Origin of the sequence: Micromonospora lupini (genome assembly GCF_026342015.1) — a bacterium.
Classification (GTDB): Bacteria; Actinomycetota; Actinomycetes; order Mycobacteriales; family Micromonosporaceae; genus Micromonospora; species Micromonospora lupini_B.
The window spans coordinates 2190866-2208586 of record NZ_JAPENL010000002.1 but is presented as its reverse complement, the minus strand read 5'-3'; the positions used below and the strand labels follow the sequence as shown (position 1 = coordinate 2208586).

Genomic DNA, 17721 nt, shown 5'->3' with positions numbered 1-17721 from the left:
GGGCGTCGCGACCGTGACGGGAGGCGGGGTGCTGTGGAGCTGCTGGAACGGGTCCGGACGATCTGCCTCGCGCTGCCCGAGGTGACCGAGCGCCCCAGCCACGGGTCACCTACCTGGTTCGTGCGGGACAAGAGCGTGTTCGTCACCCTGCACGCCGACGGGCACCACCAGAACGACTTCCCCCACCTGTGGTGCGCCGCGCCGACCGGCGCCCAGGCGGAGTTGACCGCCGCCGACCCGGCCCGCTTCTTCCGCCCGCCCTACGTCGGCGGCCGGGGGTGGCTCGGCGTCCGGCTCGACAGCGACGTCGACTGGACCGAGATCGACGAGTTGTGCCGGGACGCGTATCGGGAGATCGCGCCGAAGCGGCTTGTCGCGCTGCTCGACCCGCCCGCCTGACCCGGCCGGGTCCGCGCGTTCCCGGCCATCCGGGACGACAGGCCACCCCAACGATCATCCAAAGTGGATTTCACTACACTGCCGGCCGTGATCAACTTCAGACGATCGGCGGCCGTCCTCCTCGGACTGCTGGCGACCACCGCGCTGACCGGGCCGGTCCCGGCGGCGGCCGACGAGGAGCAGGCGGCCGAGCCGCCCCGGGTCGAGCTGGTGCTCGACGTCAGCGGCTCGATGCGGGCCGCGGACATCGACGGCCGCAGCCGGATCTCGGTGGCCCAGCAGGCGTTCAACGACGTGGTGGACGCGCTGCCGGAGGAGACCCAGCTCGGCATCCGGGTGCTCGGCGCGACCTACAAGGGCAAGGACAAGAAGGTCGGCTGCCAGGACACCCAGCAGATCGTGCCGGTCGGTCCGGTCGACCGGACCCGGGCCAAGGCGGCGGTCGCGACGCTCCGACCGACCGGGTTCACCCCGGTCGGTCTCGCACTACGCTCCGCCGCGCAGGACCTGGGCGCCGGCGCCACCACCCGGAGGATCGTGCTGATCACCGACGGGGAGGACACCTGCGCGCCGCCGGACCCGTGCCAGGTAGCCCGGGAACTGGCCGCGCAGGGCACCAGCCTGGTCGTCGACACGCTCGGTCTCGCGCCCGACGAGAAGGTACGCCGCCAGTTGCTCTGCATCGCCGCGGCGACCGGGGGCACCTACACCGCGGCGCAGAGCGCCGACGAGCTGACCGGCCGGATCAAACAGCTCGTCGAGCGGGCCGGTGACACCCACACCCGTGCTCCGACAGTGGTCGGCGGCGCGGACGCCTGTGACTCCGCGCCGCTGCTCGCCCCCGGCGTGTACGCCGACCGGGAGGCGTTCTCCGAGCACCGCTACTACCGGGTGCCCGTACGCCCCGGGCAGGAGCTGCGCGCGTCGGTGAGCATGGCGCTGGACCGGCCGGTGAACCGGGACTACGGGGTGCTGCTGCGGGCCACCGCCGCGGACGGCCGGGAACTGGTCCGTGGCGCGGACGCCGGCAGCGGCCGGGCCGACGTGCTCTCCGCCGGTCTGCGCTGGTCGGCCACCGCCGACGACGAGGACGCCGCCGACGACGAGAACGCGACCGCCGAGACCTCCACGCCAGTCGTCGAGCCCACCACCGTCTGCCTGGTGGTGAGCAACTCGTTCGCCGCACGCCCGGGCACCGCGGCGACGCCAGGCATGCCTGTGGAGCTGACCATCGACGTGGTCGCCGCCGCGGGGGCCCCGGACGGACCCGACCTCGGCCGGGGCTGGGTGCTGCTCGCCCTGCTCACCGTGGCCGGCCTGCTCACCGGCCTGATCGCCGGCCTGCTCACCCGCTGGTGGGTCGCCACCTGGAGGGAGAACTGATGCGAACCGCACTGTTCCGGTCACTGGCGGCGCTGCTCGCCGCCGGTGGGGCCGCGCTGCTGCCCGCTGCGGCCGTGGCCGCCCCCACCCCGTCTCCGGGCGCCACGCCGGTGACCCGGGCCGGCACCTCGTTCCTCACCGCCACCCCGATCACGGCCGGCCAGCCGGTGCGGGTGGACGCCTCGGTCGGCGACCACCTCTACTGGTCGTTCTCGGCGACCGCCGGTCAGGTGCACGAGATCAGCGCCACAGTCACCTTCCCGAAGGCACGCAGCGGCGCCTCCACCTGGACCGTGGACGTGTTCGACGGGCTGCGCCGACGGCAGGCGTGCACCGCCGGGGCGCAGACCCCGACTGTGGACGGCAAGGCGTCGAGCGTGGCGCTGGGCTGCACCCTGCGCGAGGTGCGCCCGTGGGCGGAGCCGTGGTCGGCCGACCCGCTGCCCGGCACGTACGTCGTCCGACTCTCCGTCGTCGACCTGCCCGAGCCGGATCTGGGCGCGCCCGTCGACGTGGACCTGCTGGTCGGCGTGGTCGCGGACCGGGGCGCCTCGGCCGACGACGGTGAGCTGGCCGCGCCACTGGTGCCGAACACCACGGCGGGGACCGTGCTCAACGCCGTACCGACGCCCGACCCGGAGGCCGCCGACGAGGGCGACTCGCCGGCGGACTGGTTGCCGGATCTCGGCTCGCGGTGGATCTGGACCGGCATCGGCGGCGTGCTCGCCGCGGTGGCCGGGGTGGTCGGCTTCGCGCTGACCCGGCGGCCCCGCCGGGCCTGAACCCGCCCGGTCAACCGGTGGCCCCGCCCACGTCGGGCGGGGCCACCGGTGGGCTCAGCGTCGTCGCGCGCCGCGTGGTAGCCAGCCGATGAACCGGTCCTGGAGCGACATCACAGGTGCCGCTCGCAGGTCCTCGGCGGCGGCGGCGAGACACGAGCCCAGGTAGACGCTGAGCATCGCCCGGTCACCCCCGTACTCCGCCAGCAGCCTGGTGCGCTTCGTCGCGCACGGCCACTCGTCGCCGCAGGAGCCGCAGCTCCAGCCCGGGGTCGACGGTGCGTGGTCGTCGGCCCGACCCCTCGGCCGTTCGGCGCCATCGCTCATCGCAGGTCCTCTCCAGATGTCCACGGGACTGGCCAGCTATTGATGGTGGTCCCCCCGGAGCCATCCTGAAGGGCGCGACGCGTCCCTCCGGTGTTACATCTTTGCGGTACCTTCTCCCGTCGTGGGAGTCGGAAATCTGACGGTCGACCGGATGCCCCTGCGCTACCCGACGGTAGGTGGCGGCAGTGCGTGACCTCCTGCCTTCGACGGTCGCCGTGGCTGTCGCCGCGCCCGACGACTGGACCGGCGAGCTCCTCACCGCCGAAGAGGCGTGCCTCGGTGAGCGGGCGGTACAGGCCCGTCGGCGGGACTTCACCGCCGGCCGGGTGTGCGCCCGCCGGGCGATGACCGACCTCGGCCTGCCGGCGGTGGCCGTGCCGGCCGCCGCCAACCGCGCGCCGATCTGGCCCGCCGGGGTGGTCGGGGCCATCACCCACACCACCGGCTACTGCGCCGCCGCCGCGGCGCGCGTCACCGACCTGCGCTCGGTCGGCATGGACGCCGAACTGCACCGCGAGGTCAATGCGGGGGTACGCCGACTCGTGCTGCTGCCCGAGGAGGAGGACAGCCTTGCGCGGCTACCCTCCGACATCTTCTGGCCCGTCGTGCTGTTCAGCGCCAAGGAGACCATCTACAAGGTCTGGCACCCCGTCGTCGGAAGCTGGCTGGACTTCCACGACGCCCACCTCACGCTGGATCCGGACGCCGGCACGTTCACGGCCCGGATCGCACCGGCGCGTGTGGACGCGGCGGAGGTCGACGATCCGCCGAGCACGATCACCGGCCGTTTCGTGGTCGCCGACGGCCTGGTCCGCACCGCCGCCGTCCTCACGCTCCGCTGACACCCCGCATCGTCCATCGTGGCCGGTGCGCCGCCACCGCACGGGCGATGGGACACGAGGCGGCGCGGCGACCGGCCGGTCGGCGACGCACGGTAGCGTCGGCGGGTTCCCGAACCGCACGTACGAGGCGCCAAGGAGTACGGTGACCCACCCCCAGCCCCCCGCCGGGCCGCAGGACCCTCAGCAGCCGAGCCCGGAGCCGCCGACGCAGCCGTTCGCGGCGACACCGCAGCCGCAGCAGTCCGCCGCCGACCCGACGGTCCCGCAGGCGCCGGCGCCGCCGAACCCGTGGTCGGCAGCGGCCAACCCGCCGCAGCCGCCGTTCTCGGGCGGCGCGTACCCGCAGTCCGGCGGCGCGTACCCGCAGGTCGCCGCGGGCGCCTACCCGCCGCCCGGTGGGCCGGGCTACCCGCACCTGATGCCGCCGCCCGTGCCGACGAAGAACTCCAACAGGACCGTGGTGGCCATCGCGGTGACCGCGGCCGTGCTCACCCTGCTGTGCTGCGCGGGCGGCATCGTGGCGGTGGTCATCGGCGCGAACCGCGCCGCCGACGAGGTGACCGACGCGCTGCCCACCCCGGCGGTGACCCGTGGTGTCGGGCAGTCGCCGGCCACCACCGCGCCGTCACCCCGGGCGTCCGGCGGCGGCGGCACCCGGAACATGTCGGCCGGGGACACCCTGGTCATCGACGACAACGGCGGCACCGTCGAGATCACCGTGACGAAGTTCAGCACCGCCACCAAGCCCTGCACGTCGTACGGCCTCAAGCCCGACGAGGGCATGTACGTGATCGCCGACGTGACGGTGGCGGTCACCAAGGGCACCGGCTCGGCGAACCCGCTCTACTTCCAGTGGGTCGCCGCCGACGGCACGGAGACCAACGCGATCGCCGGGGCGTTCTCCGGCTGCGGCAAGCCGATGCCGGCCGCCAACGACCTGACCGCGGGCGCCAGGAGCACCGGCAGCGTCGTGTTCGACGTCCACGACACCTCGGGTGTGCTGGAGTACCAGCACAAGTTCGCGACCGCCGGCTCCTGGAAGCCGTGACGTGCGATGGGGCCGGCCCACGGCGGGCCGGCCCCACGCATGTGCGAGGTGGAGTGTCAGCAGCCGGTCCAGAGGACCGGGGTCACCCGGTCGGCGTTGCGGAAGCCGACGATGGCGCCGGTGTCGGAGATGGACCGGGCACCGATGTTGATCCGCACCCCGCCGCCCGGCAGGACCTGCGAGGTGGACCCGCGCCCGACCCGGTCACCGCCCACCACGACACCCTTGGTGTTGACGTCGTCCAGCCCCAACTCCGAGTCGAGCGTCGTGTACGAGCCGTCGCGAAGGTCCCAACGCACCTTGGCCGGGCTGGTGCCACCCAGCCAGACCTGCCCGATCGCCCAATGGCCCGCGGCGGCGCTGACAGTGGTCGCCCCGCCACCCGGAACCGCGAGCGGCTTGATCCGGCCGTTCGGCCGGCGGAGCCAGCCGGTCTCGTCGCCGAAGAGCCCGGCGTAACCGACGATGGTCCCGTTCGCCGTGATCCCGGTCGGCAGGGCATTGGCCGGGGCGTTGACCACCTCGACCGTGCCCGGCCGGGCGGCCGGCCAGAGCAGCGCGACGTACTCCCCGGCCGCGATGTCGTAGCCGTAGCCGACGATGTCACCGGCCTTGTTGATGGCCGAGACGAAGGTGCCTGCGGACGTCAGCACCGGCAGCAGCTCGAACTGGCCGTTGCGGTACGCCCACGGGCGGCCGACGCCGTTCTCGGCCCAGCCGTTGCCGATCACGACGCCGCTCTCGTTGACGTCGACGGGGTCGAGCCCGTTCGCGGTCTCGATCGCGGTGACCTGCTGCCCGTCCCAGACCAGCAGCAGGTACTGGTTGTCGGTCTCTCCGACCCGCAGGGCCGCGCCGGCGACGAAGCGGCCGGACGGGTCGATGGCGTTCGCCTCGGCGCGGTAGGTGTCCGCCGGGTACGGCAGCGTGCTGATCGTGCAGGCGCTGATGGCGGCGGGCCTGGGCGCGGCGGTCGCCGTCGAGGACACGGCGACGCCGAGCGAGGCGGCCAGCAGGCCGGCGGCCGTGCCGGCGAGCATCCGGTGTCGAGCGGTGCGAGTCATTCGTTCTCCCCGTGTTGGGCCCGGGTGCTCCCGGGCGCCGATTGATGTTTGTTGCACGTCTGGACCCGCTGGGTGGTTGCGATGTGTCGGGGAGGAGACAAACGCGGACCGGACGACGGAGGATGTCACCGATGAACGCCCACCCCCTGGACTACTACCTGGTCCTGCGCCCCCGGCACGGCGACCGTGAACGGACCGCCGACGTGGAGGCGATAGTTGTCGAGGAGTTCGCCCGCCACAACGACTTCTCCACCACGGGCCTGGACAGCGCGCGCTGGACGCCGTCGGGCGTCGGCTGGTGGAGTTCCGCCGCGCTCAGCCGCGCGATGCGTCTCGATCCGGACCTGCTCGCACGGGTGGTTCCCGCTCCTCGCAGCGGCGCCGAGAGCGCCTACCGCAGCCTCGGTGGTGGGCAGCTACCCACCGAAGCCGTGCTGCGTACGTACTTTCACGACCACCAACCGTTTGCGACCGCCGCGCCGCTGCGGCTCGGTCCTGCCCACCCACCGGCAGGCTTCCACGAACGGCGCGTCTACCGCGTCCTCTTCGCCAAGGATCTCCGCGCGGACCAGGTGGCGGAACTCAGAGCGAGCTGGCGGACGCCGCTCGGTGACACCACCGGATCGGCCGCCACCGGTCACCTGGACAAGGACGGCGACCGGATCACCTGGGACCTGCGACGGGTTGGTCACACACTCGCCTGGTGTCTCGACGTGACAGTCCTGCTGAGGACCGGTGCGGCCGAGGTGGTAGGCCCGACCGTGTCCGGCCTGACGAACGTCCTGCGACAGCACGGCCTGGTCCCCGTGGCGACCGAACGCTTCTCCTAGCGCGCACGCATACCGCCCCGCCTGATTACCGTACGTGGTAGAAACGATTGCCGAGCGAGCAGACGAGGCGGCAATCCGGTGGCAAAGAGCAGCCCTGCACGGCTCCTGCGCAAACGGGAGTCATCGCGCCAGGCGTCGGCCCTCGAACTCTTCTTCGACCTGACGTTCATCTTCGCGCTGACGCGGCTGTCGGGCCGGCTCCTGCACGACCTCAGCTGGCTCAACGTCGTACAGACGATGGTCCTGCTCGGCGCCGTCTGGTGGGTCTGGGTCGCGACGGCCTGGTCCACCGACTGGTTCAACCCCAACGAAGCGCTGATCCAGCGGCTCGTGGTGGGGGTGATGCTCGTCGGGCTGGTGATGGCGGCCTCGGTGACGCTGGCATTCGGCGCGCACGGCATCTTCTTCGCGGGCGCGTACGTCCTCGTCCACCTCGGCCGGGCGGCGACCCTGCTGCCGGCCCTCCGCGGGCACCCCGCCCAGCGGCGCACCCTGGTCGTCGCGGTCTGGTTCGGGGTGTCCGCCGCCCCCTGGCTGGTCGGGGCGTTCCTGCCGGGCGGCCCCCGCCTGGCGCTCTGGATCGTGGCGCTGGGCATCGACTTCACCATCGCCTACGTCGGGTGGCCCGTGCCGAAGGTCGGGCAGGTCCCCAGCGAGCAACTCCGGGTCGTCGGCGAACACCTGGCCGAACGCTTCGGCCAGATCAGCATCGTCGCGCTGGGTGAACTCATCCTGGTCAGCGGCACCACCTACGCCAGCGGCCCGTTCGAACTGCCGCAGAGCGCCGCGGCCGTGCTGGCCTTCGCCAACGCGGTGGCGCTGTGGCGGCTCTACTTCCTTCCGGAACACCGCGCCCTCAGCAACTCCCTGGAGAACCACGGGGCCCAGATCGCCGTCATCGCGGCCTATCGACACCTGTCCTTCGTTGCCGGCATCGTCTGCATCGCCGTCGGGGACGAGATCACCATCGGGCTGTCCACCGAGGGCACCGAACGTCGCTGGGGTGCCGGCCTGATCGCCGTCGGGGCGGTGCTCGTCCTCTGCGGCCGGATCGCGTTCAAGGCCACCAGCGGGATCTGGTCACTGGGCTCACTGCTCGGGGTCGTCGTCCTCCTCGCACTGACACCGCTGCTGCTGCGGCTGCCACCGATGGTGGCTCTGGCAACCACGACCCTCGTGCTGGGCGCGGTCGCCTTCGCACCCAGCACGATCGGCCCAGGGGCAGCCAAGGCCGGCGGGATCGGCCTCGACCACACCTGAGGACCAGTTCGCCGGGGACGACCGCGAGAGAGCGAAAAAGGCCGTCTCCGACGAGCGGAAACGGCCTTTGACCTGGGGTGGAGCTGAGGGGATTTGAACCCCTTACACCTTCGGCCTCAATAGATCATCTGCTATCGGACCGATCGTCGGGCTGGCCTGCGTAACCGTCGCCAACACCTTTCGACGTTTGACACGGCTTGTTGGTCCCGGTTGTGCCGGATCTGTGCCCGATGATCTCCGCCCCCAGGACGGCTGCTTGACCCCAGAGATCGGCAACGTGGTCCGTTCGGCGTTCAACGGTCCACGACCGCAGCCGTTGGCGTTCAGGCCCAGGAGCTGTCGCACCAACGGGATACGGTGTGTGGCGTGGCAAAGCCTGTCCGCCGTGGCCGTGGCCGAGGTCGTCCTCGGCGAGTTCAGCGCAGGGTTACCCGGAAGGTTCTTGTCGATCCAGCCCCCATGGATCAGCCCGGAGAGCCGCAGGCTGACCCGGCGATGGCCAACTTCGACGTCACGCCGTTCGCCGGCATCCAGGCCGCGATGGCCAAGAGCTTCATCGACGTCACGCCGCTGGCCGGCATCCAGGCCGCGATGGCCAAGAGCTTCATCGACGTCACGCCGCTGGCCGGCATCCAGGCCGCGATGGCCAAGAGCTTCATCGACGTCACGCCGCTGGCCGGCATCCAGGCCGCGATGGCCAAGAGCTTCATCGACGTCACGCCGCTGGCCGGCATCCAGGCCGCGATGGCCAAGAGCTTCATCGACGTCACGCCGCTGGCCGGCATCCAGGCCGCGATGGCCAAGAGCTTCATCGACGTCACGCCGCTGGCCGGCATCCAGGCCGCGATGGCCAAGAGCTTCATCGACGTCACGCCGCTGGCCGGCATCCAGGCCGCGATGGCCAAGAGCTTCATCGACGTCACGCCGTTCGCCGGCATCCAGGCCGCGATGGCCAACTTCGACGTCACACCGTTCGCCGGCATCCAGGCCGCGATGGCCAACTTCGACGTCACACCGCTGGCCGGCATCCAGGCCGCGATGGCCAAGAGCTTCATCGACGTCACGCCGCTGGCCGGCATCCAGGCCGCGATGGCCAACTTCGACGTCACACCGTTCGCCGGCATCCAGGCCGCGATGGCCAAGAGCTTCATCGACGTCACGACGCTAGCTGACTTGCTGAATGGACTACTGGACTCCGGTTCGGCCTCGCCGGAAGTCCAGCCGATCCTGTGGACTCCGGAACGAGAGCGGCGCCGCCCACAGCTGCGCGGATTGACGCCCGAACAGCGTGTCTGGCTTCTGGTGATACTTCTCCACCTGGTAGTCGCGTCGGTCCAGCATGTCTCCAGCCTTGTTAACGCCGACAACCCTCACTTCGATATTGAGAAGTTCGTCGCGCACCATGTGCAGGCCCTTGGCGTCTCCCTCGGCTACTACAGCTTGAAGAAGACAATGAAGAAGTAAGTAGGGCTGTCGCGCAACGTTGCCGCTGGGTCACTTGACCCCCAGAGATTGGCAACCGGGTCTCGTTCGGCGCGTTCCGCTGGTCGGTGGGCCGGTCCCGCTCCTAGCGGCTCGGCTCAGTCCGGTCGGTTGCTGTACTTCGCTGCTGTACCGCCTGGTCTACCGGCGGCCCATCTTCCGTGGGCACCGGTGTGTTGGCAGCGCTCGGACTTCACCAATCTAGCGACGCTAGGCGACCAAGGCGTCAAAGCGCTCTCTAATCAGCTTGTACATGGACTTGTTGCGATAGGATTCGTTCTCCACCTTCTTGCGCTCCTCGACAAGCACTTCGAAATCCGCGTCATCGAGAGGAAGCACGAAGCCGTTCCCGTCCAGGGCCGTATCCCTGCACCGCTGGATGAATAACGCCTTGTCGTATAGTTTGCGGCATGTAATTATGCCGACTCGCCCTCGATGAGTCGAAAATCGGCCCACTATCTGATCCAGCTCCGGGTTCCTGGGATCCTTCCGATAGTTCTTGCATTCGACCGGGATTTCCGCCGCCCTGTGTTGAGTAAGCCAGAAGAATGTGCCCATGTTGCTCAGATTGTCGTAGCAGATGTCGATTCGCTTCCGTCCTTCATGTATCTCCCGCTCCTTACGTACGTTGCCAAGATGGGGATAGAAGAGTGCGGTCATCAACTCTTCGACGGCGGAGTGATAGATATGCGCTGCCGCCTTGCCCGCCGGTATCCCCTTCATTCGAGCGAGCAGACGATCGTAGTTCGGAGTGGGCACATCGAGGCGCTGCGCAAGCTGTTCGTGGGTGAGGACTGGACTGGACAGGTGAGAGATGGATGTCTTGTAGTGGTCGAGAGCTTCTGGGAACTGCTGCGTATATTCGACGATGGCAGACTTGTTTACAGGGTACTTCTCACGCAGCTTCTCTCTATTGACCCGGGGAGTTCCATTCTTCAAGATGGAAACGAGGTTGCTCCTGGCGTCAATCTCCGCAGCTTCATGTAGTGGTGCTAGAAAGCCGTTGTAGTACTTATTTTGGTCCAATGTCAGCTCGAACCGCACGATCGATTTTGGAATCAGAAGTAATGGCTCTTCATCAACGCGGGGCAAGTCGACATAGTCGAACTCCCACTCACAAGTGTCCGGATTCCAAATCGCGCCGCTGTACTGCCGCTCAAGCGGGATGTGGTAGTAGTCGGCCGCCTTCTGTGTATAGCCAATTAGCGCAGCGCGTAAAATATGCGTAGCGATGTCGGACACGATGTCGTTCTTGATGCCGTCGATGAAGAGAGCCGTGTCTTCGAGGTCGGCCAGCACTCCGGATTTTGCTGCTTTGCTGCCCCGGATCATCGAGGCCACACGCTCGGCGCCCACGCCACCGAGACCACGCCCGCGCGACCGGCCTTTTGAATATCCTAGGTGAGTCTCGTTCGGCTCGGTCAACTGGCCAAGAAGGTTGTACACCCGCGAGTCGTCGTTCTGAAAGATGGCCATCAATAGCTCATGGAAAAACGATACTAAGAGCAGCTTGCAGTTTTCCGCAAAGTCGGAGTTTTGGATACGAATGGCGCGCGGGTCGATGAAGACGCGCGAGTCGGTGGCGGTGTCGACATCAACGAAATCCAGCGCTGGCTGAGTGCGTCCCAATTCGAAGTATTCCGAAACTCTCATTACGCTCCAGACTTTGCTCAGCCCTGATAGCGGAAGGTTATGCTACGCGCACCATCTGTCAACATCAACGTGTGGACCGAAGATGCACGCGTTCGGCGGCTCCGCCTAAACCATCCCGTCGGCCTTCGTCCGCACACCGTGGAGCAGGTGGGGCCTGCCTGGTCAAGGTGGAGCACCCCACCGTCTGAACGACCTTGACCGGGCAGGCCCCACCTGCTCGGCTCCGCCCGGACGGAGGTTGTCGGGATGGGCGCCACCATCCCAGAGCGCCCGAGCGCCCCGCCGGAGGCACTGCTTGTGTCTCGAACAGCCCTGAAGCCCGGAACTGCCATCGATCATGGCGGCCCGGGGCTTCTTCGTATGTCGCGCCGACGGCGGGCTGTCACCGTCGCGCTGGCGGCCGAAGGCCAGAGGCGCGGCGGCGGGCCATCGGCCCGGCCCAGGTTCGGCGGCGCGAGCGGCCTGCGAAGCGGGCCGCCTTGATCTCGTACAGAAAGTTCTCACACAGGGCACTACTTGCCCAGAGGCCCCAACACTCGCGGCTACCACCCGAGGTGAATCCGTAATAGAATACGGGTGGCCGCACATGAGTACGGCTAGAGTTGCGTACACGAGTCGTAACTCTCAGCTCCAAACAGGGGGTTGGTTGCATGTTCGCACTAGTGGTGCGATTCGACCTGAAAGACGACGAGAGCGCACAGGCGTTTGACGCTCTTGTAGCTGAAACCGGGGCCGGAATCCGTGCCCACGAGCCGGGGACTCTGATCTACGCCACGCACTCCGTCGAGGGGGCACCGCTCGCTCGGGTCTTCTATGAGTGCTATGCGGACCGAGAGGCGTTCGATGCGCACGAGCGGCAGCCTCACGTGATTCGATTCCTCAAAGAACGCGAGCTGTACACGCAGGACGTGCGGGTTGAGTTCTTGAAAGTTGGACCCAGCAAGGGCGTCGAGTCAAGTTGATGGCTGACCGCAGCAATGAGCAGGGTCGACTCATAGCCACACGTCGGCAGAAGCGCGGGCTTTCTCAACGTGAGTTCGCCGAGATGATTGGGCGATCCGAGGCTTGGCTGTCACAGGTCGAGCGCGGGGTCCGCTCAATCGACCGCGTCTCCATCCTGGAGCGGATCGCGGGTGCCCTCGGCATCCCGATGGTCGAACTGTCACCTGGCACTACCGATGCGCAGAGCGTCGAGGTTCCCTCGGCGGCAGCCGAGCTACGTTCGGTGCTGAGCACCAGTTACGTCATGGCCGCGATCCTGGGCAAGGATCGAGAGCTTCCCCTCCCGGACACAACCGATCGGGCCCGTCGCTGCTGGACGCTGGCTCACGCAGCCCAATACGAAGAGCTGGCCGAACTGCTGCGGGGTCTCCTGCCAGACCTGGAGAGAGCAACACGATCCACGAAGGGCGGGGCACGAAAGACGTACCTCGCCGAGCTGGCCTCGGTGTATCACGCTCTTTCCGCAGCACTGTCGAAGCTTGGCCAGCACGAAGCGGCCTGGGTCGCAACCGATCGCGCACTGCTCGTATCCGAACAGGTCGGCGACCCGCTACTGGTTGCCGCCGGGACATTCCGCCTTGCCCTGGTCTTCCAGGGCGGTCGGCAATTCGATCAGGTCATCAGTGCCGCGTCGTCGTCTGCCGCAGCACTTGAACCCGAGGTGTCGGCAAGCAACCCGGCCGCAGCCTCCTTGTTCGGCGCGCTGAACCTTCAACTGGCTGTGGCGTCGGCTCGGATGGGTGACGACCAGGGGGCTCACCGCTATCTGGGAGTAGCCCGTGAGGCTGCCCAGCTCCTAGGGGCTAACCGCAACGACTACGAAACCGAGTTCGGCCCCACGAACGTTCAGCTGCATGAGGTTGCGGTGGCAGTCGAACTCGGCGATGCGGGTTCCGCGCTTCGCGCTGCGGAGCGGATCGATCCGTCCGGCCTATCGGTTGAGCGGCAAGCTCGGCTTCTCATCGACGTGGCGCGCGCCTGGACTCAGCGCCGAAGGGTGCTCGAGGCGGTTGATGCGCTTGAGCAGGCCGAAGCGCTCACTCCGGAGCAGGTCAAGGGACACCCGATAGTCGAGACAACGGTTTCTGACCTAGTCCGGATGGACCCCACCCCCTCTGACCGGCTGACTGCCCTGGCCCGCCGTGTCGGAGTGGCCTAGCCTGCCGCACTGCTAGCCGTACTGCCACGAAGGGCGCCCCACAGCGGGGCGCCCTTCTTCGTCGCTCCACAACAGAAGACGATCAGTATCCAAGTACTAGACACGTACTTTTGTACGGGCTACGCTGATCCCATCGAACACGGGCAATCGCTCAAGGTGAGCGAGCCCTAGTTGAAGGGAGTCAGTCATGGGACGTCTGCTGCTGGACACCTCGAAGGTGTCGTACGAGGTCGCGGTGAACCCGGTTCCGAAGCTGGACCAGTCGGGTCAGCAGAAGTTCGACCGCGAGACGAAGGCCCCGATGTGGGCGGTGCAGCTCTACGCCCTCGCGGACGGTAGCGCCGAGGTCATCAACGTGACCGTGGTCAGCCCGGTGATGCCGGCCGTCGCGGTTCGTCAGCCGGTCGTGCCGGTGAACCTGGAGGCGCTGCCCTGGGTCAACGACCGGGACGGGAAGGTCCGCTCGGGTGTCGCGTTCCGGGCCTCGGCCCTGACCGCACTGGACGCCGCCGCGTAGCGGCGTTCGTTCCTGAATCGGCTCCACAGAAGCGAGATGAGGACACGGGGTCGCCGTTGATTGGCGTCGTCTGCGACCCCGCGTCCTGTCCAACAAGGTCCCTACCTAGGGAGGACTTGTCGTGTCCAAGTCTAGCCAGAGGTCCCCGTTCGGCTGGTCGAACCGTGGGGGTCAAGTCACTGTCATCGAAGCGCCGGTTGCCCGCTCGCATCGTCGTCGGGCCATCATCGCCTTCTGGGTCACCCTCGGTGTGGTCGGCCTCCTGGCCGCCACGGTGGCCTCTGAGTACATGCACCCGATCGTGGGTGCGCTGCTCGGCGTCGTCCTCGGCGCGCTGCTCGGAGCGGTGCTGTTCGCACTGATCGTGGCGTGGCCGGTCCTGCGCGTGTTCTGGCACTGGCTGCCGGAGATCCTGCTCGGCCTGGCCGTCGTCTACGGCTGGACCACGCTGATGCAGTCGACCCCGCTGTGGGGCTCGCTGCTCATCGTCGCCCTGGTCGTCGGCGTCCCCGCCGCCATCAAGCCGATCCGTTCGCGGGTCATGGCCTGGGTGTGGTGCCTGATCGTGCGGCACCGGCTGCGGTTGTGCTTCGCGGCGTTCATCGCCACCAACCGGCACGGCTCACTGCCCCTGATCCTGCCCGCCAAGCCGACCCCGGCCGGCGAACGGGTCTGGGTGTGGCTGCGCCCCGGGCTGTCGCTGCGCGATCTGGAGCAGGACGGCCAGGTACAAAAGCTCGCCGTGGCGTGCTGGGCCAACGAGGTCCGCGTCATGCGCGCCGGCCGCAAGTACGCCGCGTTCATCCGGCTGGACATCACCCGCCGCGAACCCCTGGCACACACCGTCGTGTCGCCACTGCCGGACTACGTCCCCACCGACGTGCCGTCGAACGCCCCCACCTCACCGGGAATGCCGCCTGTCGGCCTCGACCTGCCCGACGTGCCGGATCAGCCGGTCACCGCATCCGCCGATGCGCCCCGCCAGCGCAAGCCGCGCAACAACTCCACCAACACCGCGAGCCCGAACGGGTTCGACCCCTCCGACTACGCCTAACCACCGGGACGGCGCGGACCACGCACCCCTAACGGGTCAAGCGTCCGCGCCCCACCCAATCCCCCCACCCGCCCTGACACGTACGTGTCAACCAACCCTCGGGAGTCGTCGTCATGGACCTCACCGACACCATCGAACTACCCACCCCGGCCACTCCGGCGGACACGGTTCCGGTCGCCGGTGGCCTGTCCATCTTCGACCCGGTATTCCTCGGCATCGACGAGTTCGGCCACCCGGCCTACCTGCCGATGATCTACCGCAACATCCTCATCGGCGGTGAACCCGGCGCGGGCAAGTCCAGCCTTTTGAACACCATCGTCGGGCACGCGGCGCTGTGCCCGGATGTGCGGCTGTGCCTGCTCGATGGCAAGCAGGTCGAACTCGGGCTGTGGAAGGACGCCGCCGACGTCTTCGTCGGCCCGGACATCGACCACGCGATCCGCACTCTGCGCCGTGTGCAGACGGTGATGGACAACCGGTACTCGTTCCTGCTGGCCCGGCGCCGCCGGAAGATCGGCCCCAACGACCTGTTCGGTCAGATCCTCGTGGCCTGCGACGAGATCGCCTACTTCTCCGCCACCGCCGGAGACAAGAAGGACCAGGACCTGTTCGCCGCGCTGCTGCGCGACATCGTCGCCCGGGGCCGAGCCGTCGGCATCATCGTCGCCGCCGCCACTCAGCGCCCGTCTTCGGACATCATCCCGCCGTCGCTGCGGGACCTGTTCGCGTGGCGTTTCGCCGGCCGTTGCACCAACGACGTGTCGTCGGACATCGTGCTCGGGCACGGCTGGTACGCCCGCGGCTTCTCGTCCAACAGCATCGATCCGAACAACCAGGGCGAGGGCTACCTCATCGCCGAAGGCGGCACCCCCAACCGCGTGAAGGCCGCCTACATGACCGACGCCGACATCATCCGCGTCGCGGATTACGCCACGTGGACCCGCCGCCGCAGCGGCCTCGTCACCCCCGCCGCGAAGGTCGCGGCGTGAAGGCCCGGACCGCTGTCCCGACTCGCGTCCTGGACCTCGTGCTCATCGGCGACAGCGAAGACATCGCCGCACTGACCGCCATCGCCCGTCACGCGGGCGCCCTCGTCTTCCGCACCGCACCCACTGCTGTCAGCGACGGCCGGCAACGGGTGTTCCTCCGGCTCCACCTGCACCACCGATAGAAGCGGCCGACAGACCGGCCAAGGCCCTGAGAAAGCTGCCCGGTCTGCCGACCCAACCACCGCCCACGAAAGGACGTGGCCGCCATGAACCCTACCCAAAAACAGCCCACCACCCCCGGCGCGCTGGCCGACCTGAGCCCGGCCGACACCCTGCGCTGCGCCGCCCGCTACCTGGAGATCCGAGGCTGGACCCAGGGCAGCTACTACGACTGCACCACCGAAACCGCCTTCCCGCCGGCCTGCGTGACCGGCGCTATCGGCATGGCTGTCTACGGCGACCGCATGGCCGTCCTGCTCGGCGAAAGCCCCGATTGCGACAGCACCTTCCGGCACCTGGCCGACTACCTGTGGCGCGACGGCCGCACCCCGGAGCACAACTACTACGGCGCGTTGTGCTCCTCCGACCGGGAGATCGTCGCCGACTTCAACGACCACGCCGGCCACACCCTCGCCGATGTCCTCGACGTCCTGCGCGACGCCGCCGATGACTACGACTGGACCCACGCCACCGAAGACGACCTCGAAACCTACGCCGACCACGAGTACAGCCAGGAACGGCTGCCGACCCGCGCCGGGTTCCTCGTCTGGCGGGCCGCCCGATGAGCACCGTCGCCGCTCTGCCGACCGGCAACGTTCACGCCGTCCTCGACCGCGCCGCCCTCTACCTGGGCCGCTACGGCTGGACCCCCACCGGCCTCTACGACGCCCACGACGCCTGCCCCGCCAAGTGCGCCTGTCACCGCACCGGCACCTACCCGGCGTCGATCCTCGGCGCGATCCGCGCCGCCGTGTTCAGCCAGCCCCGCTGGTACCTGACCGGCATCACCGACGCCGACCAGCGCTCCTACAGCGCCGCCGTCGAGTGGTTCAACACCTACCTCATCGCGGTCGGCCACGCCGGCCTGCACGCCCCGGTCTTCGACTGGGAGACCCTGCCCGGCCGCACCCCGGCCGACGTCATCGAGGCGCTGTGCGCCGCCGCCATCGCCTACCGCCGACACACCATCCGGAGGGCCGCATGAGCACCGCCGCCCACACCCCCGACCTGACACGTACGTGTCAAAACGACATCTCCACCGCCGCACTCGTCGCCGCGCTGGAAGCCGCCTGGGCCGCGATCCGCGACCAGCACACCGAAGTCCCGGCCGCCGTCCTCGTGGTCGGCTCCGGCTCCCCCACCAAAGCGAACCAGGGCATGAAGTGGGGTCACTTCGCCGCCCTGCGCTGGCAAGCCGGCGACACCCAGCTCCCCGAAATCCTCATCTCCGGTGAAGGGCTCTCCCGCGAACCGGAAGCCGTGTTCACCACGCTCCTGCACGAAGCAACCCACGCCCTCGCCGACGTGCGAGGCATCCAAGACACCTCCCGGCAGGGCCGCTGGCACAACAAGAAGTTCGCCACCCTCGCCGCTGAACTCGGCCTGTCCACCACCAAGGACGACAAGCTCGGCTACTCGCCCTGCACCCTGACCGACCTCACCCGCGCCCGCTACAAGGCCACCATCACCGGCCTCACTGAGGCGCTGCGCTTCTACCGCCACCCCGAACCCATGGGCGAGGGCAAGACCCGCACGAACAACAACAACGGCGTCTCGTGCGAATGCGAGTGCCCCCGCAAGCTGCGCATCTCCAAAGCCGCCTTCGACGAAGGCCCCATTGTCTGCGCCCTGTGCTCGGCGGCGTTCCTGCCCGAGGACATCGACCGCGACACCTACGAACACCCCACCTTCACCACCGGCAGCACCCCTGCCG

Annotated in this window: 19 protein-coding genes; 16 read left to right on the top strand and 3 right to left on the bottom strand. The window is 68.6% G+C overall.

The genetic code is table 11. From position 1 onward, the window contains the following. Positions 1-33: 33 nt before the first annotated feature. The 3 genes from OOJ91_RS25145 (at position 34) to OOJ91_RS25135 (ending at position 2564) form a co-directional block, all read left to right on the top strand. Positions 34-399, top strand: a complete 366-nt coding sequence (locus OOJ91_RS25145; protein WP_266248720.1) for an MmcQ/YjbR family DNA-binding protein — start codon at positions 34-36, stop codon at positions 397-399. A gap of 87 nt (positions 400-486) precedes the next feature. Beyond that, positions 487-1782 (top strand): VWA domain-containing protein, encoded by a 1296-nt coding sequence (locus tag OOJ91_RS25140; protein ID WP_266248719.1) that lies wholly within the window; start codon positions 487-489, stop codon positions 1780-1782. Beyond that, positions 1782-2564, top strand: a complete 783-nt coding sequence (locus OOJ91_RS25135; protein WP_266248718.1) for a peptidase — start codon at positions 1782-1784, stop codon at positions 2562-2564. The genes OOJ91_RS25140 and OOJ91_RS25135 overlap by 1 nt, the downstream gene beginning before the upstream one ends. A gap of 54 nt (positions 2565-2618) precedes the next feature. Here OOJ91_RS25135 and OOJ91_RS25130 read toward each other — a convergent pair whose 3' ends face one another. Next, positions 2619-2888 (bottom strand): hypothetical protein, encoded by a 270-nt coding sequence (locus OOJ91_RS25130; protein ID WP_266248717.1) that lies wholly within the window; start codon positions 2886-2888, stop codon positions 2619-2621. Positions 2889-3073: 185 nt separating this feature from the next. Between OOJ91_RS25130 and OOJ91_RS25125 the strand changes: the two genes are divergently transcribed. Further along, positions 3074-3730, top strand: coding sequence for a 4'-phosphopantetheinyl transferase family protein (locus tag OOJ91_RS25125; RefSeq protein ID WP_266248716.1), 657 nt, complete (start codon positions 3074-3076; stop codon positions 3728-3730). Between the two features lie 142 nt (positions 3731-3872). Further along, on the top strand, positions 3873-4778 hold the full coding sequence (locus OOJ91_RS25120) for a hypothetical protein (protein WP_266248714.1): 906 nt from the start codon (positions 3873-3875) through the stop codon (positions 4776-4778). Positions 4779-4834: 56 nt separating this feature from the next. Here the strand turns inward: OOJ91_RS25120 and OOJ91_RS25115 are convergent, their stop codons facing one another. After that, on the bottom strand, positions 4835-5842 hold the full coding sequence (locus OOJ91_RS25115; protein WP_266248712.1) for a hypothetical protein: 1008 nt from the start codon (positions 5840-5842) through the stop codon (positions 4835-4837). A 131-nt stretch (positions 5843-5973) separates the two neighbouring features. Here OOJ91_RS25115 and OOJ91_RS25110 point away from each other — a divergent pair, with 131 nt between their 5' ends. The 3 genes from OOJ91_RS25110 (at position 5974) to OOJ91_RS25100 (ending at position 9396) form a co-directional block, all read left to right on the top strand. Continuing rightward, entirely contained in the window at positions 5974-6672 is a 699-nt protein-coding gene (locus OOJ91_RS25110) for a hypothetical protein (RefSeq protein ID WP_266248710.1), read from the top strand. A gap of 78 nt (positions 6673-6750) precedes the next feature. Continuing rightward, positions 6751-7932 carry a low temperature requirement protein A gene (locus OOJ91_RS25105; protein ID WP_266248708.1) on the top strand — a complete coding sequence of 394 codons (1182 nt, stop codon included), beginning with the start codon at positions 6751-6753 and terminating at the stop codon, positions 7930-7932. Positions 7933-8427: 495 nt separating this feature from the next. Continuing rightward, positions 8428-9396, top strand: a complete 969-nt coding sequence (locus OOJ91_RS25100) for a hypothetical protein (protein ID WP_266248707.1) — start codon at positions 8428-8430, stop codon at positions 9394-9396. A gap of 228 nt (positions 9397-9624) precedes the next feature. Here OOJ91_RS25100 and OOJ91_RS25095 read toward each other — a convergent pair whose 3' ends face one another. Then, entirely contained in the window at positions 9625-11067 is a 1443-nt protein-coding gene (locus OOJ91_RS25095) for a hypothetical protein (protein ID WP_266248706.1), read from the bottom strand. 650 nt (positions 11068-11717) lie between these two features. On the opposite strand from OOJ91_RS25095, the gene OOJ91_RS25090 reads away from it, so the two are divergent. From OOJ91_RS25090 to OOJ91_RS25055, 8 genes are all read left to right on the top strand, one after another. Then, positions 11718-12029 (top strand): putative quinol monooxygenase, encoded by a 312-nt coding sequence (locus OOJ91_RS25090; RefSeq protein WP_266248705.1) that lies wholly within the window; start codon positions 11718-11720, stop codon positions 12027-12029. Then, complete coding sequence (locus tag OOJ91_RS25085; RefSeq protein WP_266248704.1) at positions 12029-13228, top strand: helix-turn-helix domain-containing protein; 1200 nt, start codon at positions 12029-12031, stop codon at positions 13226-13228. The genes OOJ91_RS25090 and OOJ91_RS25085 overlap by 1 nt, the downstream gene beginning before the upstream one ends. A gap of 187 nt (positions 13229-13415) precedes the next feature. Continuing rightward, positions 13416-13745, top strand: coding sequence for a hypothetical protein (locus OOJ91_RS25080; RefSeq protein WP_266248702.1), 330 nt, complete (start codon positions 13416-13418; stop codon positions 13743-13745). 121 nt (positions 13746-13866) lie between these two features. Next, on the top strand, positions 13867-14799 hold the full coding sequence (locus OOJ91_RS25075) for a hypothetical protein (RefSeq protein WP_266248701.1): 933 nt from the start codon (positions 13867-13869) through the stop codon (positions 14797-14799). Positions 14800-14912: 113 nt separating this feature from the next. Beyond that, positions 14913-15788: an FtsK/SpoIIIE domain-containing protein gene (locus OOJ91_RS25070; RefSeq protein ID WP_266248700.1), complete on the top strand. Its 876-nt coding sequence runs from the start codon at positions 14913-14915 to the stop codon at positions 15786-15788. Continuing rightward, positions 15785-15970 (top strand): hypothetical protein, encoded by a 186-nt coding sequence (locus OOJ91_RS25065; RefSeq protein WP_266248698.1) that lies wholly within the window; start codon positions 15785-15787, stop codon positions 15968-15970. The genes OOJ91_RS25070 and OOJ91_RS25065 overlap by 4 nt, the downstream gene beginning before the upstream one ends. A gap of 84 nt (positions 15971-16054) precedes the next feature. Further along, positions 16055-16573 (top strand): DUF6197 family protein, encoded by a 519-nt coding sequence (locus OOJ91_RS25060; RefSeq protein WP_266248696.1) that lies wholly within the window; start codon positions 16055-16057, stop codon positions 16571-16573. Further along, a complete protein-coding gene (locus OOJ91_RS25055; RefSeq protein ID WP_266248694.1) occupies positions 16570-16992 on the top strand; it encodes a DUF6197 family protein in 423 nt (140 codons plus the stop codon). The genes OOJ91_RS25060 and OOJ91_RS25055 overlap by 4 nt, the downstream gene beginning before the upstream one ends. The last annotated feature ends 729 nt before the right edge of the window (positions 16993-17721 follow it).